At 64.4% G+C, this 21,271-nt stretch carries 20 protein-coding genes, 1 tRNA gene and 1 pseudogene; 11 read left to right on the plus strand and 11 right to left on the minus strand.

The features are described 5' to 3' along the window. A pseudogene (locus E1809_RS27210) lies at positions 1 to 194 on the plus strand (hypothetical protein); the annotation flags it as partial. Between the two features lie 62 nt (positions 195 to 256). Here E1809_RS27210 and E1809_RS24955 read toward each other — a convergent pair. The 10 genes from E1809_RS24955 to E1809_RS25000 all read right to left on the minus strand — a co-directional run bounded on the left by E1809_RS24955 (position 257) and on the right by E1809_RS25000 (position 10,019). Then, positions 257 to 330 (minus strand) — tRNA-Pro (locus E1809_RS24955). Positions 331 to 457: 127 nt separating this feature from the next. Further along, positions 458 to 2,005 (minus strand): ribosome biogenesis GTPase Der, encoded by a 1,548-nt coding sequence (gene der, locus E1809_RS24960; protein ID WP_133206925.1) that lies wholly within the window; start codon positions 2,003 to 2,005, stop codon positions 458 to 460. Positions 2,006 to 2,015: 10 nt separating this feature from the next. After that, complete coding sequence (locus E1809_RS24965; RefSeq protein WP_133206941.1) at positions 2,016 to 2,714, minus strand: lysophospholipid acyltransferase family protein; 699 nt, start codon at positions 2,712 to 2,714, stop codon at positions 2,016 to 2,018. Between the two features lie 25 nt (positions 2,715 to 2,739). Then, a complete protein-coding gene (gene cmk, locus E1809_RS24970; RefSeq protein ID WP_133206926.1) occupies positions 2,740 to 3,453 on the minus strand; it encodes a (d)CMP kinase in 714 nt (237 codons plus the stop codon). Beyond that, on the minus strand, positions 3,453 to 4,559 hold the full coding sequence (locus tag E1809_RS24975) for a prephenate dehydrogenase (RefSeq protein ID WP_133206927.1): 1,107 nt from the start codon (positions 4,557 to 4,559) through the stop codon (positions 3,453 to 3,455). Before E1809_RS24975 ends, cmk begins: the two co-directional genes overlap by 1 nt. 3 nt (positions 4,560 to 4,562) lie before the next feature. Beyond that, complete coding sequence (locus tag E1809_RS24980; RefSeq protein ID WP_133206928.1) at positions 4,563 to 5,774, minus strand: pseudouridine synthase; 1,212 nt, start codon at positions 5,772 to 5,774, stop codon at positions 4,563 to 4,565. Positions 5,775 to 5,899: 125 nt separating this feature from the next. Next, positions 5,900 to 6,577, minus strand: coding sequence for an SMC-Scp complex subunit ScpB (gene scpB / locus E1809_RS24985; protein ID WP_133206929.1), 678 nt, complete (start codon positions 6,575 to 6,577; stop codon positions 5,900 to 5,902). Continuing rightward, on the minus strand, positions 6,574 to 7,407 hold the full coding sequence (locus tag E1809_RS24990) for a segregation and condensation protein A (protein ID WP_235835775.1): 834 nt from the start codon (positions 7,405 to 7,407) through the stop codon (positions 6,574 to 6,576). Before E1809_RS24990 ends, scpB begins: the two co-directional genes overlap by 4 nt. Positions 7,408 to 7,541: 134 nt before the next feature. Beyond that, complete coding sequence (locus tag E1809_RS24995) at positions 7,542 to 8,441, minus strand: ParA family protein (protein ID WP_133206930.1); 900 nt, start codon at positions 8,439 to 8,441, stop codon at positions 7,542 to 7,544. Between the two features lie 252 nt (positions 8,442 to 8,693). Further along, a complete protein-coding gene (locus E1809_RS25000; protein WP_133206931.1) occupies positions 8,694 to 10,019 on the minus strand; it encodes a cation:dicarboxylate symporter family transporter in 1,326 nt (441 codons plus the stop codon). 152 nt (positions 10,020 to 10,171) lie between these two features. Between E1809_RS25000 and E1809_RS25005 the strand changes: the two genes are divergently transcribed. The 6 genes from E1809_RS25005 to E1809_RS25030 all read left to right on the plus strand — a co-directional run bounded on the left by E1809_RS25005 (position 10,172) and on the right by E1809_RS25030 (position 16,968). Then, positions 10,172 to 11,839 carry a sensor histidine kinase gene (locus E1809_RS25005; protein ID WP_133206932.1) on the plus strand — a complete coding sequence of 556 codons (1,668 nt, stop codon included), beginning with the start codon at positions 10,172 to 10,174 and terminating at the stop codon, positions 11,837 to 11,839. Next, entirely contained in the window at positions 11,836 to 12,552 is a 717-nt protein-coding gene (locus tag E1809_RS25010) for a response regulator (protein ID WP_133206933.1), read from the plus strand. Before E1809_RS25005 ends, E1809_RS25010 begins: the two co-directional genes overlap by 4 nt. 110 nt (positions 12,553 to 12,662) lie before the next feature. Then, complete coding sequence (locus E1809_RS25015; RefSeq protein WP_133206943.1) at positions 12,663 to 13,304, plus strand: GntR family transcriptional regulator; 642 nt, start codon at positions 12,663 to 12,665, stop codon at positions 13,302 to 13,304. A gap of 10 nt (positions 13,305 to 13,314) precedes the next feature. Continuing rightward, positions 13,315 to 14,835: an MmgE/PrpD family protein gene (locus E1809_RS25020; protein WP_133206934.1), complete on the plus strand. Its 1,521-nt coding sequence runs from the start codon at positions 13,315 to 13,317 to the stop codon at positions 14,833 to 14,835. Position 14,836: 1 nt separating this feature from the next. Then, positions 14,837 to 15,745 (plus strand): methylisocitrate lyase, encoded by a 909-nt coding sequence (prpB, locus tag E1809_RS25025; RefSeq protein ID WP_133206935.1) that lies wholly within the window; start codon positions 14,837 to 14,839, stop codon positions 15,743 to 15,745. A gap of 71 nt (positions 15,746 to 15,816) precedes the next feature. After that, positions 15,817 to 16,968 carry a bifunctional 2-methylcitrate synthase/citrate synthase gene (locus tag E1809_RS25030; protein ID WP_133206936.1) on the plus strand — a complete coding sequence of 384 codons (1,152 nt, stop codon included), beginning with the start codon at positions 15,817 to 15,819 and terminating at the stop codon, positions 16,966 to 16,968. A 91-nt stretch (positions 16,969 to 17,059) separates the two neighbouring features. Here the strand turns inward: E1809_RS25030 and E1809_RS25035 are convergent, their stop codons facing one another. After that, positions 17,060 to 17,596, minus strand: coding sequence for an 8-oxo-dGTP diphosphatase (locus E1809_RS25035; protein ID WP_133206937.1), 537 nt, complete (start codon positions 17,594 to 17,596; stop codon positions 17,060 to 17,062). A gap of 101 nt (positions 17,597 to 17,697) precedes the next feature. On the opposite strand from E1809_RS25035, the gene E1809_RS25040 reads away from it, so the two are divergent. The 4 genes from E1809_RS25040 to E1809_RS25055 all read left to right on the plus strand — a co-directional run. Beyond that, complete coding sequence (locus E1809_RS25040; RefSeq protein ID WP_235835774.1) at positions 17,698 to 18,375, plus strand: hypothetical protein; 678 nt, start codon at positions 17,698 to 17,700, stop codon at positions 18,373 to 18,375. A 53-nt stretch (positions 18,376 to 18,428) separates the two neighbouring features. Next, complete coding sequence (locus E1809_RS25045) at positions 18,429 to 19,943, plus strand: DHA2 family efflux MFS transporter permease subunit (protein WP_133206938.1); 1,515 nt, start codon at positions 18,429 to 18,431, stop codon at positions 19,941 to 19,943. Between the two features lie 62 nt (positions 19,944 to 20,005). Continuing rightward, positions 20,006 to 20,896, plus strand: coding sequence for a prolipoprotein diacylglyceryl transferase (gene lgt, locus E1809_RS25050; protein ID WP_133206939.1), 891 nt, complete (start codon positions 20,006 to 20,008; stop codon positions 20,894 to 20,896). A gap of 83 nt (positions 20,897 to 20,979) precedes the next feature. Further along, on the plus strand, positions 20,980 to 21,271 hold a 292-nt coding region (locus E1809_RS25055; RefSeq protein ID WP_133206940.1), incomplete at its 3' end, for a hypothetical protein.

Genomic DNA, 21,271 nt, shown 5'->3' on the forward strand with positions numbered 1-21,271 from the left:
TGATCGCCGCGGAGGTGGATATCGCAGTGGTATCCAAGCGTCTGGGTCACAGCTCGATCAGTATTACGTCGGATATCTATGGGCACCTGATCGGGTCGGCATCCAGGAATGCAGCCGAGAACGCCGCCGCGTTGGTGCCGGCAAAAAAGGCTGGTGCACACACACTGCACTCACAAGCCCCGGTTACGGCCTGAGGGCAAAAGAAAAACCGCCCCAACACCGGGCTACTTCCCAGTGTTAGAGCGGTTTTTATCGGTCGGGCTGACAGGATTTGAACCTGCGACCCCTTGACCCCCAGTCAAGTGCGCTACCAAGCTGCGCTACAGCCCGTCAGTTCCGCCGTTCTCCGCCTAGATTCTCACCTAAGCAGTCCGGCCGAACCACCTCAAAAAGCTTACACGATGTTCGGGGCTCTCGATGCCATCATGGCGGGTGTCGCCTGTGATGCGCGTCTCACTCAGCGCTTCTTGCCGCGCTTTTCACGCACACGCATGCTGACCTCGATGGGCGTGCCGTCGAAGCCGAAGGTTTCGCGGAGCCTGCGCGTGATGAATCGACGGTATCCAGGGTCCAGGAAGCCCGTGGTGAACAGCACGAACTTCGGCGGGCGGCTGGATGCCTGCGTACCGAAGAGGATGCGGGGCTGTTTGCCGCCGCGGACAGGGTGCGGGTGCGCGGCGACGAGTTCGCCAAGGAACGCGTTGAGGCGTCCCGTGGGAATGCGCTTGTCCCAGCTTTCCAGGGCGACGTCGAGGGCAGGCACCAGTCGGTCCTTGTGCCAACCGGTCTTGGCAGAGATGTTGACGCGCGGCGCCCACTCCACGTGGGCCAGGTCCTGCTCGATTTCCCGTTCGAGGTACCGGCGGCGTTCGTCGTCGAGCAGGTCCCACTTGTTGAACGCAAGGACGAGGGCACGGCCTGACTCGATGGCGAGCTGCAGGATACGGACGTCCTGCTCGCTGAGGACTTCGTCGACAGCAAGAAGAACGACGGCGACCTCCGCTTTCTCGAGCGCGGCTTGCGTGCGGAGGGACGCGTAGAAGTCCGCGCCCTGGGCCATATGCTGGCGACGGCGGATACCGGCGGTGTCGACAAACCTCCACGTGCGTCCACCGAGTTCGATGAATTCGTCCACTGGATCGCGCGTAGTGCCCGCAAGGGTATCCACGACGACGCGCTCGGTGCCCGCCAGCTTGTTCAGCAAGGAGGACTTGCCGACGTTCGGCCGGCCGATCAAGGCAATGCGACGGGGACCGCCTGAGCGCTCGACGCTTTCCACCGCTGAGAACTCGGGGAGGGTGTCCATGACATGGTCAAGGAGGTCGGCGACCCCGCGGCCGTGGAGGGCTGACACCGGGTAAGGCTCGCCGAAACCGAGGCCCCACAGCGCAGCCGAGTCGGCTTCCTGCGCAAAGTCGTCGACTTTGTTGGCCACCATGATGACGGGCTTCTTGGACCGGCGGAGCATCTTCATGACGCGCTCGTCCGTTGCCGTGGCGCCCACCGCGGAATCAACGACGAATAGCACGGCGTCCGCGAGTTCCACGGCCATCTCGGCCTGATCGGCGACGCGCGCGTGGATCCCCTTGGCGTCGTGTTCCCATCCGCCGGTGTCCACGATGGTGAAGTTGCGTCCATTCCAATGCGCCGAGTACATGACGCGGTCCCGTGTGACGCCGGGCGTGTCCTCGACGACGGCCTCACGGCGTCCGAGGATACGGTTCACGAGGGTGGACTTGCCGACATTGGGGCGACCGATGATCGCAAGGACGGGATCGAGCTTGAGTGGACCGGCCTCCCCTTCGTCGTCGTAGAGGCCGCTCAGCAGCGCGGCGTCGTCCTCATCGAGGTCGTAGTCGTCCAGGCCTGCGCGAAGGGACGCGGCACGGAGCTCGGCTTCGTCGTCGTCCAGGGCGGCGAGGTTTTCAGCCACCTGGTCGGTGCCGCTGGGCGTGTAGTCGTCGCCGGCTTCGATGTTGCCGGACTTGTGAGTCGTATCGCTCATTGCACTTTCCTTAGTGGTGATCTGCCGGGATTCCGGCTACTTCCTGGTGGCGGGGCTGCGTTGGCGCGAGGGGGTCGGAAATCGCCCCGGGGAGCTGCCGACCTGTGGCCCTGACGGCTTCCTGGATATGTCCAGCCAGCGCTGCGCGGATCTCAGCCGCCGCCCTGTCCATTGAAACACGCCCCGGCTCGCCGTGTTGGCGGTTCACGCTGAGGGGTGCCCCGAAACTGACGTGAAGGCGCCGCCTCAGTTCCGGGATGGAGTCCCGGTGCTCGTCGCCGGTCCGCGTCCCCAGGATGGCAACGGGAATCACCGTCGCTCCCGAAGCCATCGCGAGCCAGGCGACCCCGTTGCTGATGTTGTCCGCGGCTCCGCTCCCCCGCGTCCCTTCGGGAAGAATCCCCACGCAACGCCCGGCGTCGAGCACTTGCTTCGCGCGCTGGAGCGCCGCACGGTCCCCGGACCTGTCGATCGGCAACTGCCCGGAAGCCCGAAGCACGCGGCCAAGGAAACCGGCGAACATTTCCTTCTTGACCAGGACGTGCATCGGCCGCGGGGCGGCACCGAACATCACAGGGCCGTCGAGGTAGCTGATGTGGTTGCCCGCGAATATCACCGGGCCGGACTTGGGAACGTTGGAACGACCGGTGACGACAGTCCGGTACGCGGCATGGTCAAGGAGCCAGCCCACAGGCCGGCTCCAGTACATGGTCCACCGCGCCGGCAGTCGGGCGTCAGTCACCGTAAATGACCTTGCCCACAATGCTCAACGCCGTTTCGACGGTCTCGTCGAAGTCCAGGTCCGAGGAATCGAGGGTGATGACTCCATCAGCGGCTTGGGTGAAGTTCACCACCGTGGAATCCTTCGCGTCGCGGTGGATGACCTGGGCGGCCAACTGCTCCTTCGTCTGGGTGCCACCCAGCTGGAGTCCACGGCGGCGCATCCGGGCTTCTTCGCTCGCGGTCAGGAGGACCCGGACTTCCGCGTTGGGCACGACGACGGTGGTGATGTCCCGGCCTTCCACCACCATTCGCCGGTGGTGCTGATCGATGATCTGGCGCTGCCGCCGGATCAGCTCGTTGCGGGCACCCAGCGTGGTGGCAACGGCGCTAACGGCCGAAGAAATCCTCGGTTCCCGGATTTCCTCAGTGATGTCCACACCTGCGACGCCGACGTATTCGACGTTGGCGCTGGTGCTCAATTCCAGGGCCAACTCTTTCGAAGCCTGTTCGACGGCGGCACCGTCCTGCAGGTCGAGGCCCGTCTTGAGGCAGTGCCACGTCAGGGCACGGTACATTGCGCCCGTATCCAGGTAGGCGAGCTTTAACCGCCGGGCGACTTCCTTGCTGACGCTCGACTTGCCCGAGCCGGACGGGCCGTCGATGGCAACCACAAGTGGCTTGCCCGGGCGAACTACGGTTTCCGGGCCGAATAGGTCACGTGTCATTACTGGAGTACCCGCCATCCACGGTCAGTCAAGGCTTCAACAAGAAGGTCATGCTTGTTCGGCATGACGGAAAGTTCCACCATGCCCACGTTCTGCCCGGACGAGTGGTCCAGGCGGAGGTCTTCGACGTTGACGCCGATCTCGCCGATCTCCGTCAGCAGCCTGGCGATCTGGCCGGGCCGGTCATCTACCAGAACAGTAAGCCACGAATACGCCTGCGGGGGTCCGCCATGCTTGCCGGGGATCCTGGCCTGCCCGGCATTTCCCTCGCTGATGAGCTGGGCAAGGTCCAGACGGGCTCCGGGAGCCGTGGGTTCCTCCAGGGTGCCGATCAATCGGTTGAGGTCTTCACGGACCCCGTGAAGGATCTCCACCATCTTGGCCGCGTTGTTGCCGAGGATCTGCACCCACAGGGTGGGATCGCTGGCGGCAATCCGGGTGGTATCGCGAAGTCCGTTGCCGGCCAGCGACAGCGCATGGAGCGGAGTTCCTTGCAGGCGGCTGGCCAGGAGCGAGGACATCACCTGGGGTAGATGCGAAACCAAGGCGACGGCTTGATCGTGTTCCTCGGCGGTGAACTGCGAGACGATGGCCCCGAGGTCGCCTGCCAAGGACCGTGCGGCCTGAAGGGCCTCGGCACTCGTCTCCTCGGAGGGGCACAGGACCCAAGGCATCGACGTGAACAGCTCACCGCGCGCGGCAACCGGGCCGGACTTTTCACGCCCGGCCATCGGGTGCGTCCCCACGTAGCGGGACATGTCCACTCCCCGCCCCCGCAGATCATCCTGTATGGCTTGCTTGACACTCGCGATGTCCACCACTGCGGAATCCGGGTAGTCGGTGAGGGCACGTTCAACGACGTCGGCAGTCACGTCCGGCGGCGCGCCCACCACCACGAGCTGCGGCGGACCGTCCAGCTCACCAAGTGGCTTGCCGGCTCCAATGTCGACGGCGACTGCCTGGTTGGTGGGCGAAGGGTCCGAAAGGAAGACGGAGACGCCGCGGCCACGCAGTCCAAGGCCGATGCTCGCGCCGAGCAGGCCCGTACCGAAGACCACGACCGGGCCATCAAGATGGCCCCGGCCGTGCGAGCGGAAAGCCGACATGTCCTACAGTCCTACGGACGCCAGGAGGTGCCCGACTTCCTGCTTGCCGAGGTTGCGGATGCTGCCCTGGCGCTGGTCGCCCAGGCCAATGGGACCAACCTTGACGCGCACGAGCCGCAGGACGGGGAACCCGACGGCGTCGAACATACGGCGGACAATGCGGTTCTTTCCGGAGTGCAGCACAACCTCGATCAGCACGTGGCCCGGGGTGGAATCGACGAGCCGGAAGGAGTCGACCGACGCAATGCCGTCCTCGAGTTCGACGCCTTCCTTGAGCTTCGCGCCGACGCCCTGCGGGAACGGTCCGCGGACCTGGACCAGGTACGTCTTGGGCACCTCATACGAAGGGTGCGTCAAGCGGTTGGCAAGTTCGCCGTCGTTGGTCAGCAAAAGCAGGCCTTCAGTGGCGACGTCGAGGCGGCCGACGTGGAAAAGCCGCTCGCCCTTGTTCTTCGCGGTCTTGAGGAAATCGCTGATGCACGGACGGCCTTCGGGATCTTCCATCGTGGAGACCACGCCCTTGGGCTTGTTGAACACCATGTAAAGCATGGTGTCGTCGAGCTGGATGCGGATGCCATCCACATGGATCACCGCGGTGGCGGGGTCCACGCGCATGCCGAGTTCGATGGTGATTTGGCCGTTGACCTCGACGCGGCCTTCCTCGATCATTTCCTCGCACACACGGCGCGATGCCACGCCGGCTTGTGCCATGACCTTCTGCAGGCGAACGCCGTCGGCGTCGTGCTGGGCCGACTGGGCTACTTCGCCGCGGCGGCCTCGAGGCTTGCGGACGGGGCCGAGGTTTTGGCCGAATCGTTCGTTCCCGAAGGCCCGTGTGGCGTACTGCTTGTTACCGGCCTTGGGCTTCAAGGCGCCAGGGGTGCCGGGAGCCTTGCCGAAACCAGGCTTGTTGGAGCCCGGCTTGCGCGGGGCCTTCGCGCCACTGGTGCTTTGCCGACGCTCGTTGCCTGCCGCCGTCGTGGGGTTGTCAGGATCGAAAGGCCGCTCTTCGCGCGGACGGGACGGCTTGAAGGGGCGGTCTCCACCTGTTGGAAAGTTACGCTTGCCGCTTCCGGACGCTCCACCGGACCGACCGGCTCCGCCGGACCGCCCCGCGCCCCCGCGGCTGCCGCCGAATCCGCTGCCTCCTGCGCGTCCGGCACCGTTTCGTCCCGAACCGTTACGTGGTGAACCCTGGCGTCCCGCCTGTGTCATGACCCGTCCTTTTGTTATTGTGGCCGGCCTGTTCATTCCAACAGTAGCCAGCCGGGCAGACAATCTGCCCGTGCGTATTCAAACCCGTTGCTTGCGTTGCCATGTCCGGTGACTTTCGCCCCCGACTAAATGCGATCGGCGTCGAGGAACTCCTCGATCCCCTCCAACCCGGGAAGGTGTGGAGACAATTGAGGCAACTCGGCGAGCGATCGGATGCCCATCCGTTCAAGGAAGAAAGATGTGGTCCGGTAAAGGACCGCCCCGGACTCGGGATCTGTACCCGAGTCCTCGATCAACCCCCGTTGGGTAAGGGTCCGGACCACCGAATCCACGTTGACACCGCGGATGGCCGACACCCTTGCCCTCGAAACCGGCTGCCGATATGCGATGACGGCCATGGTCTCAAGGGCTGCCTGCGTCAGCCGGGCGGTCTGTCCTTCAAGGACGAACCTGCCCACGACGTCGGAAAATTCCGGCCGCGAGTAGATCCGCCACCCTCCGGCAACGTTCCGCAACTCAAAACCCCGGGGTTCAGCGCTGGCACTTGCGGAGGCGGTGGATCCGCCTTGCGAGTCTTCAGCATCCCTGCCCGGGGCTATACCAGTATAGCCGTTGTACTCTTGCTGGAGTCCCCTGAGCAATCGCTCGACGACGGCGACCGTGACGTTGAGTCCCGCCGCCAATTCTTCCGTCGTGGCCGGCTCGTCGATGACCATCAGGACTGCTTCCAGGGCGGCCCGGGCTCCGCCGGGGAGCGCTTCAAGGTCGGCAAGGCCGTCCGCGTGGGTTTCCTGCTCGCTCACAAGCCCTCCCCTTCGTTGTCGATCGTCTCCGGCTTGTCCCCGTCGTCTACGGGCACCGAATCGTACTCGTCGCTCACGTTGTCGCTGCTCCAACCGTCCGGACGCCCGGTCCAGCGGATCGTGAGGTCCGCGAGCGGGCCGGATTGCTCGAACGCCACTACACGATCGCGGAACAGCTCCAGCAACGCCAGGAACCGCACCACCACAACCAGGGTCGACTCGGCGTCGGCAACCAGCACGCGGAAGGACAGCGGCTCTCCTTGCCGCAACCGGTTCCCGAGGATCTCTGCCTGTTCCTTCACGCTGACGGGCGTGCCGTGCAGGTGGTCAAGGCCGACTTCCGGAGGCGCTTCCTTCTCCTTCGGCGCGAGTGCTTTGGCCGCCAGAGCAGCGAATTGTTCCGGCGAATGGCGCCAGATCAGTTCCGGCAGCAAGGCAGCGAAGTGGCCTTCGAGCGCCACTTGCCGAGGGAAGCGGCGGGCTTCGTTTTCCAGCGTGCCGGAGAAGATGGCGGCAACTTGCTTGAACGCCTTGTATTGCAACAGCCTGGCGAAAAGGAGGTCCCTGGCCTCCAACAACGCGATGTCCTCGTCGTCCTCGACCTCCCCGGCCGGGAGGAGCCTGGCCGCTTTCAGGTCCAAAAGCGTCGCCGCAATCACCAGGAACTCACTCGCTTCGTCGAGCGCCCAGCCTTCTCCCAATTCCTGGAGGCGCCGGATGTACTTGATGAATTCATCCGTGACAGTGGCGAGCGCGACTTCCGTGATATCGAGCTTGTGCTTGGATATCAGGCCGAGCAAGAGGTCGAACGGTCCGGTGAAGTTCGTCAACCGGACCTCAAAGCCGCCCTTCCGTGCGGCCGGCGAGGCACCGCCGTCGTCCGCTCCGTCCGGGGAGGAGAACGACGGCGGTGCGTCACCTACGGGGGCAGCAATAGCTTGCGGTGCGTACTCTGCCACGCTCGCTAGGGTGCGCCGCCGCGCGAAATCAGTTCCTTCGCCAATCGACGGTAAGCGTCTGCGCCGATGTGGTTTCCGGCGTAACTGGTAATCGGCTCGGCTGCAACGGTGGCGTCGGCGAACTTGATGGAGCGCTTGATGACGGTCTCGAAGACTTTGTCGCCGAAGGCTTCCACCAGGCGCGAGATGACTTCGCGGCTGTGCAGGGTCCGGGCGTCGTACATGGTGGCGAGCACACCGTCCACCTGGAGGCGTGGATTGAGCCGGTCCTGGACCTTTTCGATCGTTTCCACCAGGAGGGCCACCGCACGAAGCGCGAAGAACTCGCAGATGAGCGGGATGATGACGCCGTGTGCTGCCGTCAGGGCGTTGACGGTCAGTAGGCCAAGCGATGGCTGGCAATCGATGAGGACGACGTCGTATTCGTCCTCGACGCTCTTCAGGGCACGGTCGAGCACTTGCTCGCGCGCTACCTCGTTGACGAGCTGGACTTCGGCAGCCGAGAGGTCGATGTTTGCCGGCAGGAGGTCCACGCCTTCGACGCCGGTCTGCTGGATGGCATCGCGGATGTCCACTTTGCGGTCCATCAGGACGTTGTAGACGGTGAGGTCGAGTTCATGCGGGTTGGCCCCGAGCCCTGCCGAAAGCGCTCCTTGCGGGTCGAAGTCGACGAGGAGGATGCGGCGCCCATACTCGGCGAGAGCAGCGGCAAGGTTGATGGTGGACGTTGTCTTGCCGACGCCGCCCTTTTGGTTGACCATGGCGATGACCCGGGCCGGCCCGTGGGAGGCCAGCGGCGCGGGTTCAGGGAAGTCGCGGTGCGGGCGGCCTGTGGGCCCCATGACGGCGTCTTCCAGATTGAAATCCGTGCCCTCGAGCGTAGTTGTTCCCCGTTCGCTGCTCACGTATTTATCCACTCTCTCCACGACGGTTTTTTACTGCGGCTGGCTCCAGCAATGCACTGCTCCCCACCTAGGCTACAGCGCCCGACACGGCATTCCACGGAACTTGACATTGCCCGCAATTTGAGCCTTTACCTTCTAGCTGAGGTAGAAGGTTGGGCGGCGGTGCACGGCAAAACAGCCAAGGCGGAACCCTGTTGGGGGCTCCGCCTTGGCTGGATTCCTTGCTGTCTACGAGGCTGCTTACGAGGCCGTTTACACGGCGACGGGTTCCTTCACTTCGACCTTGCCGTGGTCGCTCGTCATGGTCAGTTCATCGAACGGCTTCGCTCCGGACAGCACGCTGTTGACCTGGTCGCGGTCGATTTCCTTGACCCAGGTGCCGATCAGGACGGTGGCCACTGCGTTTCCGGTGAAGTTGGTCAGGGCGCGGGCCTCCGACATGAAACGGTCGATGCCCACGATCATGCCGACCCCGCCAAGCAATTCGGGACGGTGGGCCTGCAGGCCGGCTGCGAGGGTGGCAAGGCCTGCACCGGTCACGCCGGCTGCGCCTTTCGAAGCGATGATCATGAAGACAAGGAGCGAAACCTGTGCGCCCAGGTCCAGCGGGATGCCCATGGCATTGGCAACGAAGAGGGAAGCCATGGTCAGGTAGATCGCGGTTCCGTCCAGGTTGAAGGAGTAGCCAGTGGGAACTGTTACACCGACAACCGGCTTGGACACGCCCAGGTGCTCCATCTTCGCGATGAGCCTAGGCAGCGCTGCCTCCGAGGAGGACGTGGAGAAGATAAGCAGGTACTCGCGGGCCAGGTACTTCATCAGCCCGAAGATGCTGACGCCGGCGACGATCCGAAGCAGGGTGCCTAGGACAACGATGATGAACAGCGCGCAGGTGATGTAGAAGGCGATCATCAAGGTGAACATGCTGATGATGGCTTTGGCACCGGTCGCGCCCACCACTGCGGCGATCGCACCGAACGCGCCCACCGGGGCAAGCCACATGATCATGATGAGGATGCGGAAAACCACGGCCTGGCCGTGCTGGATGGCCTTGAGGATCGACTGCCCCTGGGCGCCCATGCGCTGCAGCGCGAAACCAACGAGGATGGCGGTGAGGAGCGTCGGCAGGACGGGGATGTCGCCGGGGATAATTCCCAACAGGAAGTCCACGGTGCTGTTGGTGGCAGCCGTCGCATTGGGATTGTAGGGCGCCAGCTTGAGGCCTTCGCCGGGATGGATGAGGTTGCCCACCACGAGGCCGATGGCAAGGGCGAAGGTGGACATCACCATGAAGTAGATGAGAGCGAGTCCGCCCACCTTGCCCACGGTAGCGGCCTTCGCGATGGAACCGATGCCAAGGACGATGGTGCAGAAAATGACGGGGGCGATCATCATCTTGATGAGCTTGACGAAGCCGTCTCCGAGTGGTTTGAGGTTCTTGCCGACCTCGGGGAACAGCAGGCCGACGACGGCGCCCAAGACAACAGCCGCGATGACGGCGATGTAGAGGTAGTGCGACTTGTCCAGCCCTTTGCGCCCGGCCTTCGCGGGTACAGTCTCTCCTCTTTGAGAGGTCATGGCATTGCTCCTTTTAGATACTCTGGAAAGCGCCGTGGTTCCTGCAATTTGTCCCTGCGCCGCTCTGCTGTGATATCCATCATTGGCCGCGGGGTGACATATATCACTGTTGCGGTCATATTGGTCGCAGGATTGATCGGGAGGAGAATCGCGTGATCAGGCGTTGGAGCATTGCCCGGAGACTTTTCGTGGGTAATCTGCTGTTTGTGCTCGCGTTGACCGCGGTGGTGGGAACTGCGGCGTTCATCGACTCCCGCGACCGCGCCTACAGCGACGCCGGCCAGCGAATGGAGGCTGTCGCCGCCGCGATCGCAGCGAATCCCTTGGTACTCCAGGCCGCGGCCACGCCCAATCCTTCCGCGACTTTGCAGCCGTACGCCCAAGTGGTCATGACCAACGCCCACACGGACTTCATCACCATCATGGCGCCTGACCGGACACGCTGGACGCACGCAAATCCCGACGAAATCGGCAAGCCGTACATCGGCACAATCGAACCGGCCCTGCATGGGCAGACGTTCACGGAAGTTGTCGCCGGGACACTCGGGCCGTCCGTGCGCACCATCGTTCCCGTCGAGGATTCTTCGGGAAAGGTCAAGGCCCTCGTGGCCGCGGGAGTCACCGTGCGTACAGTGGACATCGCCGTGTCCGCCCGCCTCGGACCGATCATCGCGATCTCCCTGGTGCTGCTGACAGGCGGCTCCCTGGCTTCGTGGCTTCTGGGCCGGTACCTCCGGGCGGTCACGAGGGGCTGGGGACCGGAACAATTGGCGCAATTGTTCGCCTACTACGAATCGGTCCTCCACTCGGTCCGTGAAGGCGTAGTCCTGATCGATACCGGGGGCAGGGTGGTCATGTACAACGACCAAGCCGCGGAGCTGCTTGGCTTGGAAAAGGCCGACGTCGACCCGGGCAGTTCGAATACACCGCGCCTTTCGGAGCTTCCCCTGGACGCCAGCCTGCAGGAACTCTTTGCGTCCGGACGGACGGCGCTCGATGAAATCCACCTCCGCGGTTCCCGGATCCTGGTGGTGAACCAAGCGCCCGCGGTGGGTCCGCCAGGAAGGCGGGGGCGGCAACGTCCCGCTGTTTTCGGAACCGTCGCTACGCTTCGCGACCGGACCGAAATCGAATCCCTGGGCAGCGAATTGGAAACCATGAAGACCCTTTCCGACGCCCTGCGCGCACAGACGCATGAGCACGCCAACCGGCTCCACACCATCGTTTCCCTCATGGAACTAGGCAAAACCGACCATGCGCTTGAATTCGCCACGAAGGACCTTGAACTGAGCCAGCAGCTGACCGACCACCTGCTTGCTTCCGTGGACGAACCTGTCCTCAGCGCGCTCATCATGGGAAAGTCGGCCGAGGCCCATGAACGGGGAGCCGAACTCGAGGTCACCATATCGGGAGGCGACGGATTCGATGGCTTGGCTGTCCAGGACGTGGTGACCATCCTCGGCAACCTCCTGGACAACGCGCTCGACGCCGCCGCTGCCGCTCCCCCTCCGCGCAAGGTCGAGTTGGGAATCGAATCCGGTCCCGGGGGAACCACTTTCACGGTCGTCGATTCGGGCGAGGGCATCGACCCGGACATCGTGAAAGACATCTGGCAGTACGGATACAGCACCAAGGCGGCTGGAATCCGGCAGGACGGCGGGCCAGGAAGCCCTTCCCGCGGGGTGGGGCTCGCCTTGGTACGGCAGGCCGTCCAGCGCTTGGGCGGTACGCTGTCCATCAGCGAAACCACGAGCGGACTGGGCGGTGCGCAGTTCCGCGTGGTGCTGCCCGGACCGGACTCCAGGAAAGAAGCCAATTGACCGAAATCCGTGTCCTCATTGTTGAGGACGAACCCATCGTGGCAGAAGCCCATGGCGTCTACGTGGGCAGGATCGACGGCTTCACGGTTGCCGGAACCGCCCCCGACGGCCAGTCGGCATTGCGCCTCCTGGGTGAATTTGCCGCCGCGGGGCAGCCGGTGGACCTCGTCCTGCTTGACATGAACCTGCCGGACCTCCACGGGCTGGACGTCGCCCGGCGCATGCGCGCGGCAGGGCTGCTCGCCGACATCATTGCCATCACCGCCGTGCGCGAAGTAGCCATCGTCCGCGGCGCAGTGTCCATCGGCGTCGTCCAGTACTTGATCAAGCCCTTCACGTTCTCGACCTTTGCGGACAAGCTTGCGAGCTACCGCGCGTTCCGCGAACAGCTCGCGGCGCCGACGTCGGGATCCAGCGCAGGCGGTGCGTCGCAAAGCGACGTGGACCAGGCGTTCGCAAGCCTCCGCGCACCGACGGAACTTCCCTTGCCCAAGGGCCTTTCTTCCCACAGCCTCGAGTCCGTGAAGGACTTCCTGGCCGGACTTGGGCGAGCGGTGTCCGCGAGCGAGGCGACAGAAGCCCTCGGAATGTCCAGGGTTACGGCCCGTCGCTATCTTGAGTACCTCGTCGACGCGGGATTGGTGACACGGAGCGCCAGGTACGGGACCCCCGGCCGTCCGGAGAATGAGTACCGGTGGAACCGGAGCCAGTGATCAGCCCCATCTAATGCGTGTATACATTGCGGGACTGAATTTTCGGATTTAGCTCCAAATCCTCGCCTTATGATCAGGCAATGTATACACTGATCGTGAAGGGAGGATCCATGCGCGCCAGTGACAAGGCCTACGCGGCCCTGCGTGAAGACATCATCGAGTGGCGCCTGGCGCCCGGAACGGTCCTCGCCGAAGTGGAACAATCCGAGCGCCTGGGCGTGTCCCGCACCCCGGTCCGGGAGGCGCTGAGCCGGCTCAGCGCGGAAGGGCTGACGACGGCGGCAGGAGGCCGCGGCGTCGTCGTCACCGATATCTCCCTCGAGGACATCGACGAACTTTTTGAATTGCGCGAAACCTTGGAAGGCAAGGCGGCCGCCCTCGCGGCCGAACGCGGCGAGCACGGCATTTTCGAGCACCTCCACGCCGAACTCCTGGACGCGCCCGCCATGCTCAACGACGGCGATCCCTCCCGCCGTGACTACTACGCGTTGGTCGGCCGGCTCGACGACGCGATCGACGAAGCAATCTCCAATTCCTACCTCGCCCAAGCCATGCGGAGCCTGCGCGTGCACCTGGTTCGGGTCCGCCGGCTCGCGGCTGACGACGCGGGACGCCTCCATGCCGCGGCCGCGGAACATGCCGCCATCGCCGAAGCCATCGCCTCGGGCAAGCCGAAGCTCGCCGAAGCAGCCACCATCCTCCATCTCTACCGCAGCCTTTCCCACCTCAAAGCCACCCACACGCCTCACTAAAAGGAGCACCATGGTGAAGAACCATCACGTCCGTGTTTACAAGAGCGAAGAGAACCTTGCCCGTGAGGGGCAGTTGGCGCACAAGATCGCGGTGGTCGCCGCGGACCCGGTGGCGGTGTCGCCGGAGGTGGTGGAGATGGTGATCAACCGGATCATCGATAACGCTTCGGTGGCCATTGCTTCGTTGAACCGTGCTCCGATCGTGGCTGCCCGCGCGCAGGCCCTGACGCACGCCCCCAGCTCCAACGGCAAGGGCGCCCATGTCTTCGGCATCGCTGAGCGCGTGTCCCCGGAGTGGGCCGCATGGGCCAACGGAGTCGCCGTGCGTGAACTGGACTATCACGACACCTTCCTGGCCGCGGACTATTCGCACCCGGGAGACAACATCCCCCCGGTCCTGGCCGTCGCTCAGCACGTCGGCGCGTCCGGGGCGGACCTGGTCAGGGCCATCGCCACCGGGTACGAGATCCAGGTGGACCTGGTGAAGGCCATTTGCCTGCACAAGCACAAGATCGACCACGTGGCCCACCTCGGCCCTTCCGCCGCCGCCGGGATCGGTACGCTCCTGGGTCTGGACGTGGAGACGATCTTCCAGTCCGTGGGCCAGGCGTTGCACACCACGACGGCCACCCGCCAATCGCGCAAGGGCGAGATTTCCACCTGGAAGGCCCATGCCCCCGCCTTCGCGGGCAAGATGGCCGTGGAAGCGGTTGACCGGGCCATGCGCGGGCAGACCTCCCCGGTGCCGATCTACGAAGGCGAAGACGGCGTGATTGCGTGGATGCTCGACGGACCGGAGGCCTCCTACGAAGTCCCGTTGCCGGAGGAAGGCGAAGCCAAGCGCGCGATCCTGGACACGTACACCAAGGAACACTCGGCCGAGTACCAGGCCCAGGCCTGGATCGACCTCGCCCGCAAGCTGCACCGCGAGCACCCGGAAACCACCGACCCCGCCAACGTCGCCTCGGTGGTCATCAAGACCAGCCACCACACGCATTACGTCATCGGCTCGGGAGCCAACGATCCGCAAAAATACTCCCCGACCGCGTCCCGGGAAACCCTGGACCACTCCATCCCCTACATCTTCACCGTCGCGCTGCAGGACGGCGCCTGGCACCACGTGGATTCCTACGCCCCGCAGCGCGCCGCACGCCCGGACACCGTGGAACTCTGGCACAAGGTGACCACGGTCGAGGACCCTGAGTGGACCCGCCGCTACCATTCCCTGGACATCGCGGAGAAGGCCTTCGGCGGTTCCGTGGAAATCACCCTCACGGACGGCACGGTCATCACCGATGAGATCGCCGTCGCCGACGCGCACCCGCTCGGTGCCCGGCCCTTCGCCCGCGAACAGTACGTGCACAAGTTCCGCGCCCTTGCTGCCGGTTTGGTCGAGGAGGCCGAAATCAACAGGTTCCTGGCCGCCGTCGAACGCCTCCCCGAACTCGGCCCCGGAGAACTGGACCAGTTGAACATCCAGGCCGCCCCGGGCGTCATCGACCTGAACAACGCCCCGAAGGGACTGTTCTGACATGCTGTATTCCGCCACCACTCCGGAACAGAAACGCCTGCGCCTGCGGGAACTGCTGAGTTCCGGCACCATCCAGCAATTTCCGGGGGCGTTCAACCCGCTCTCGGCGAGGCTGATCGAGGAAAAAGGCTTCCCCGGCGTCTACATTTCCGGCGCGGTCCTCGCCAACGACCTCGGCCTGCCGGACATCGGCCTGACCACGCTGACGGAAGTCGCCACCCGGGCCGGGCAAATCGCGCGCATGACCGAACTGCCGTGCATCGTGGACGCCGATACCGGATTCGGCGAGCCCATGAACGTAGCCCGCACCATCCAGGAACTGGAAAACGCGGGCCTGGCCGGCTGCCACATCGAGGACCAGTTCAACCCGAAGCGCTGCGGACACCTCGACGGCAAGAACGTCGTGGACACCGACACCGCGACCAAACGGATCCGTGCCGCCGCAGACGCCCGGCGCGATAAGAACTTCCTCATCATGGCCCGCACCGACATCCGCGCCGTCGACGGCTTGGAAGCCGCGCAAGACCGGGCCAAAGCCCTCGTGGATGCCGGCGCGGACGCGATCTTCCCCGAAGCCATGAAAGATCTCAGCGAGTTCCAAGCCATCCGTGCTGCAGTAGACGTACCGATCCTGGCCAACATGACCGAGTTCGGCAAAAGCGAACTGTTCACCGCCCAACAGCTCCAGGACACCGGCGTGAACATCGTGATCTACCCGGTCACGCTGCTCCGCATTGCCATGGGGGCTGCAGAGCGTACGCTGGAAACGATCGATGCCACAGGAACGCAGGAATCGCAGGTGGGGAACATGCTCACCCGTGCGCGACTTTACGACCTCGTCGACTACGAGGCCTACAACCGCTTCGACACCAGCGTTTTCAACTTCCAGATTCCTGGACTCGGCCGGTAACTGGATCTACAAGGGGAATGCAAGCGATTCGGCCACACCGAAATGCTTGCCTATGAACGAAGGAGGACAGGATGGCAGCTGTTGAGATCAAGAAGGGCTTGGCCGGCGTGGTGGTTGACTACACCGCGATCTCGAAGGTCAACCCGGACACCAATTCCTTGCTGTACCGCGGCTACCCCGTGCAGGAACTCGCCGCAAAGTGCAGTTTCGAGGAAGTCGCCTACCTGTTGTGGAACGGCGAGTTGCCCACGAAGGAAGAACTGGCAGAGTTCACCGCCCGCGAGCGCGCGGGCCGCGCACTTGATCCGGTGGTGAAAACAGTCATTGACGCGCTGCCTACCACGGCCCACCCGATGGACGTTTGCCGCACGGCAGCGTCGGTACTCGGCGCCCGGCATGAACTCGCCGAAGTCTCCACGCCTGAGGCGAACATGAAAAAGGCGATCGACCTGTGGGCAGCGATGCCGGCCGTCGTCGCATACGACCAGCGCCGCCGTCGCGCCGACGGGGAAGCGATCGAACCGGTGGCACCACGCGATGATTTGGGCTACTCGGCGAACTTCCTGTGGATGACATTCGGCGAAGATCCGGTCGAAGAAGTGGTCAAAGCATTCAACGTCTCGATGATCCTTTACGCCGAGCACTCGTTCAACGCCTCCACTTTCACGGCCCGCGTGGTGACATCCACCTTGTCGGACCTCCACTCCGCGGTCACCGCAGCGATCGGCGCCCTCAAGGGTCCGTTGCACGGTGGCGCCAACGAAGCCGTCATGCACACCTTCGAGGAAATCGGCATCCGTACCGAGGAATCCTTGGAGGACGCCGCCGCCCGCGCGAAAACGTGGATGGAGCAGGCCTTGGCGCAGAAGAAGAAGGTCATGGGCTTCGGCCACCGGGTCTACAAGCACGGGGATTCTCGCGTGCCCACCATGAAAGCGGCGCTGGACAAAATGATTGCCCACTTTGGCCGGCCCGAGATCCTTGGCCTCTACAACGGCCTGGAACAAGCGATGGACGAAGCAAAGGCCATCAAGCCGAACCTCGACTACCCCGCCGGACCCACGTACCACCTCATGGGATTCGACACTCCGACGTTCACTCCCCTGTTCGTGGCCAGCCGCATCACCGGATGGACCGCGCACGTGATGGAGCAATTGGGATCGAACTCCCTGATCCGGCCACTCAGCGAATACAACGGAGTGGACGAACGGCACCTGCCGTAACTTACTGAACCGTAACTTACTGAACGCCCGACGGCGGGTGGTTACCTTGGAGGGCGACCACCCGCCGTCGGGCACTAACAGGGCTGTTCAATCACAGTCCGGGTTCCCACTTCCGGCCCGGACCGCTGGCGCTTGCCGCTTCGTCGGCCCAGTCGGAATGGAAAACGCCGGCGACGCTCTCGTTGTCGTCGGCCAGCACCACCCGAACATCCATCCGGCGGCCGTTCATCATCGCCGGAAGCCAATGTTCGGCGTCTGCCCACATGTGGGCGACGGGCAGGTCTTCCGCGGGGTACCACTGCGGAACGATCTCATCACTTTCGGACGGCTCCCCTACCCACGATTCCGTAAGGAACACGGTGGTGAACATGTTCCACTCCGGCCGGGACGGGAATACGAAGTCCACCGTGCCCGCAGGGATCAGGTCTTCTGGAGCGACGATCACGTGGACTTCTTCATCTACTTCCCGGCAGACAGCCTCGGCAGCCGTCTCGCCGGCCTCGAGGTGGCCGCCGATGCCGACCACCTTGCCGCGCCCGAAGCCCGTCCGCTTGCGCCCCAGCAAGACCTCCCGGCTCCCGTCGACCTCGCGGAGGAGAAAGCAAAGAGTCACGGCGGCGGCTGTCATGCATCAAGACTACGGCCGGGACGGTCCGCAAGGACGACGCCGGGCCGGTCACCAAGTGCGGTGATCGGCTCCGGCGTGGTCCTCCTTGCTACAGTGGGCCCATGAGCGTGGACGGGGGTGACGGTCACGCCGGCGGGGCGCCGTCGCGGTTGCCGGATTGGTTGGTTCGCCACCCGCTCTACGCGGGCTGGGCTTGGGTCGCTTTTTGGGGACTGTTGATCGTCCTCGACGAATTCCTGGACCTGGCCGGTTGGAGTTGGTACCTGCTCGTCGGCATGGCTGCACTCCCCACTCTCCTGGCGACGCTCGTGGTGCTGAACGCTACGCCACGGCGACACCTCAAACCCCACACCGAATCCGTCCTCGGTCACTTTTTCGTGCGCTTCCTCGCCCTGGTAACGGCTTTCCTCGTGTGGGGTATCTCCGTAGTGATGAGCGCATCGATATCCACCACAGTCCAGGCAGCGGCAGGCGATTCGGAACGGGAAGTCACGGCCCTTGGCTTCAACCTGCTGGTGGCAGCAGTCCCATTGGTGATTTCCGTACTCTGGATGGCTTTCATTATCCGTTGTGCCTGGTTCCTGCGCCGCTTGCGTGGCTGGCGGCAAGACCCTGCGCGGTCGCGCGTGCCTAAGAAGTTCCTGCGCACGCAACCAGGGTTAAGGCGTGTCGTGGTTGGATTGGCCCATCCAGGCCTCCTCCTGGTTTCCGGCTTGGGGATGTCGATCCTGGCCCTGTTCCTCAGCGCCGTGGAGCTCACCTTCAACGTGTTGAAGTAGCACCCGGCCGGAGGCATTAGCCTAGCCCGATAGTCCCCCTATAGAATAGTTCTGTGACCGAACAACTTTCTTCAGGCGCGGCCCCGCATGCCACAGCCTCACCCACCGGGTGGGGAAAGCTGTGGCGGGAACCGGCGAGGCCGGACTGGATCCGGCGACGGCCCGGTGCCCCGTGGCTGGTGGTGGCAACGGTGTGTATCGGTGCCTTCATGGGCCAGCTGGATGCCAGCATAGTGACCTTGGCTGTGCCGAGCATCAGGTCTGACATGAACGCCTCCCTCGCCCAGGTGGAGTGGGTGGCGTTGATCTATCTGCTGGTGCTGGTGGGAAGCATCTCCGCGGTCGGCCGCCTGGCGGACATGGTCGGCCGGAAGCTGCTCTACACCTATGGGTTCGGCCTGTTCACCCTCGCGTCCCTGGGGTGCGCGCTTGCCCCCGACATCACCTGGCTCCTGGTCGCCAGGGCCGTCCAGGCGGTCGGTGCGGCCATGCTGCAGGCCAATAGTGTTGCCCTGATCCGGACGAGCATGCCCGTAGGCAAACTCGGCAAGGCCATCGGCCTCCAAGGCGCCGCGCAGGCCATCGGCCTGGCCATGGGCCCTTCGGTGGGCGGTCTCCTCATCGGTCTGGGCGGGTGGCGTTGGGTTTTCTTCGTCAACATCCCCGCGGGGATTATCGGCTTGCTGCTGGGCTGGTTCCTGCTCCCGCGCACCCATGTCAAGGCCCCCCGCGCCCGACTGGACTGGCCGGGGCTCCTGGCCCTGATGCCCGCCGTCGGCACCCTGCTCCTGGCTTTGTCAGAGGCGTCCAGGCTCGGCTTCGGCAACCTCACCGTCCTTGGACTACTGGCGGCCGCATTGATTCTTTTCGTCGTCTTCGTCCTGCGGGAGCGCCGGGCGAAACACCCCTTGGTGGACCTTTCGCTGTTCAGTTCCGGGACCTTCACCCGGGGCGTCACCACGGGTCTGCTGGGTTATCTCGTGCTTTTCGGAGTACTTTTCGTCACACCGTTGCACCTGGAATCGGAGTATTTCCTTCCTCCGGCCCAGGCAGGACTGATACTGACGGTCCTCCCGGTCGCGCTGGGGCTCGTTGCACCCGTTGCCGGCCTGCTGGCGGACCGGCTCGGCGCCCGTTTGCCGGCATCGGCCGGCATGGGGCTGGTCGCGGCTGCGCTGGCCTTGCTGGTTTTTTCCTCCCATGATTTGTGGGTCACGGCAGGCGCCCTGGCGGCCATGGGGCTGGGCCTAGGCCTGTTCACCCCGGCCAACAACGCGTCCGTCGCAGCGGCCGGACACGACCATCAAGCCGGGATGGTCAGCGGCGTGTTGAACATGACCAGAGGGATCGGAACCTCCCTCGGTGTGGCCTTGGGCGCCGCCGCGTACTCCCTCGCGAACGCCTTGGGCGCGAGTGCCGAAGCGCCGGCGGTGTCCGGACTTGGCTTCCGGATGGCCGTGGCACTTTTTGCTGTCCTGGCTGTCTCGGCAGCCGCGCTGTCATTCCTCGGTCGGCGCGCCCGCCCCCAGGTTGTTCCGGACGCGCCGGACCGCTCGGAACCCGGCTGACCTTCAGGTTGTTAAGTAAGACTGTCATTGCCCGAACGTCCCCAACAGGATCCCGAACCTTCATGACTGCCTCCGATTCGTTCCTCCCGTCGCCAACCGTGAGCGCCTTTCACGTGGGTCCCTTGACCATCCATTTCTACGCTCTGTGCATCATGGCCGGGATCGCGGTGGCCATCTGGCTCACTTCCCGGCGTTGGACCGCCCGGGGCGGGGCGGCCGGGCAGGTTCTGGACATCTGCCTCTGGGCCGTGCCCGCAGGAATCATCGGCGGCCGGGTCTACCACGTCATCACCGACCCGGAGCTTTACTTCCTACCGGGAAAGAATCCATGGAATGCCTTTGCCATCTGGGACGGCGGCCTGGGAATCTGGGGCGCCGTAGCGCTCGGGATCGTGGGGGCCTGGATCGGGTGCCGGAGGGCGAAGGTATCTTTGGTTGCGTTCCTGGACGCGGTGGCACCGGGGGTCATTCTTGCCCAGGCCCTGGGCCGGTGGGGCAACTGGTTCAACAACGAGCTCTACGGGGATCCCACGAACCTGCCGTGGAAACTCCAGATCCACCAGATGGATCCTGCCACCGGTTCGGCGGTAACCGATCCATCGGGCGCCCCGGTGGTCCTGGGCTATTTCCAACCTACGTTCCTCTACGAATCGCTGTGGTGCGTCGCCGTCGGGTTGCTTCTTTTGTATGTGGACCGGCGCTTCACGCTCGGAGCGGGAAGCCTGTTCTCCCTCTACGTCGCCGGATACACGGCGGGACGCTTCGCTTTCGAACTGATGCGCTCCGACTACGCAAACCTCGTTCTGGGACTCCGGGTGAACACTTGGGTAGCCGGCCTGGTGTTCCTCGCGGGCGCCATCGCGTTTGCCTTGCTGTTCCGGCGCAGACGCCCGACGGCCGTGCCCGGGGATCCCGCCGTCCACTCCCCTGAACCGCTGACGGCCGACGGCTGAGCTGCTGTGCCGTTATGACAGCACGGCACTTCGCCAGACAACCAACACGATCCATCGCCAGAGAACCTGAGGAAGRTATGTCCATGCGGAAACAATTTCGGCCTTTGCCCGGTGAACGAGGCGTGCCCCCACGCGGTGCCGGGTCCAATCCGGCGAGGACCTTCTCCGGCAGGAACCCGCTCCTGGACACGGGAACAGTTCTCGGCCGGATCCTGGTTTTCCTCGGCGTGAGCGCGGTCTGCGGGGTCCTCGTGGCCGGGCTGATGGTTCCCGCCGCGGCCATGACGGGCGTGACGGCGAGCGGCTCGGTCCAGTTCTTCAACGCACTGCCCGGCGATCTGACTGTAGCTCCCGCCGGGCAGGTGACGCGGGTAC

The organism is Arthrobacter terricola (assembly GCF_004354015.1).
Lineage (GTDB): Bacteria > Actinomycetota > Actinomycetes > Actinomycetales > Micrococcaceae > Arthrobacter > Arthrobacter terricola.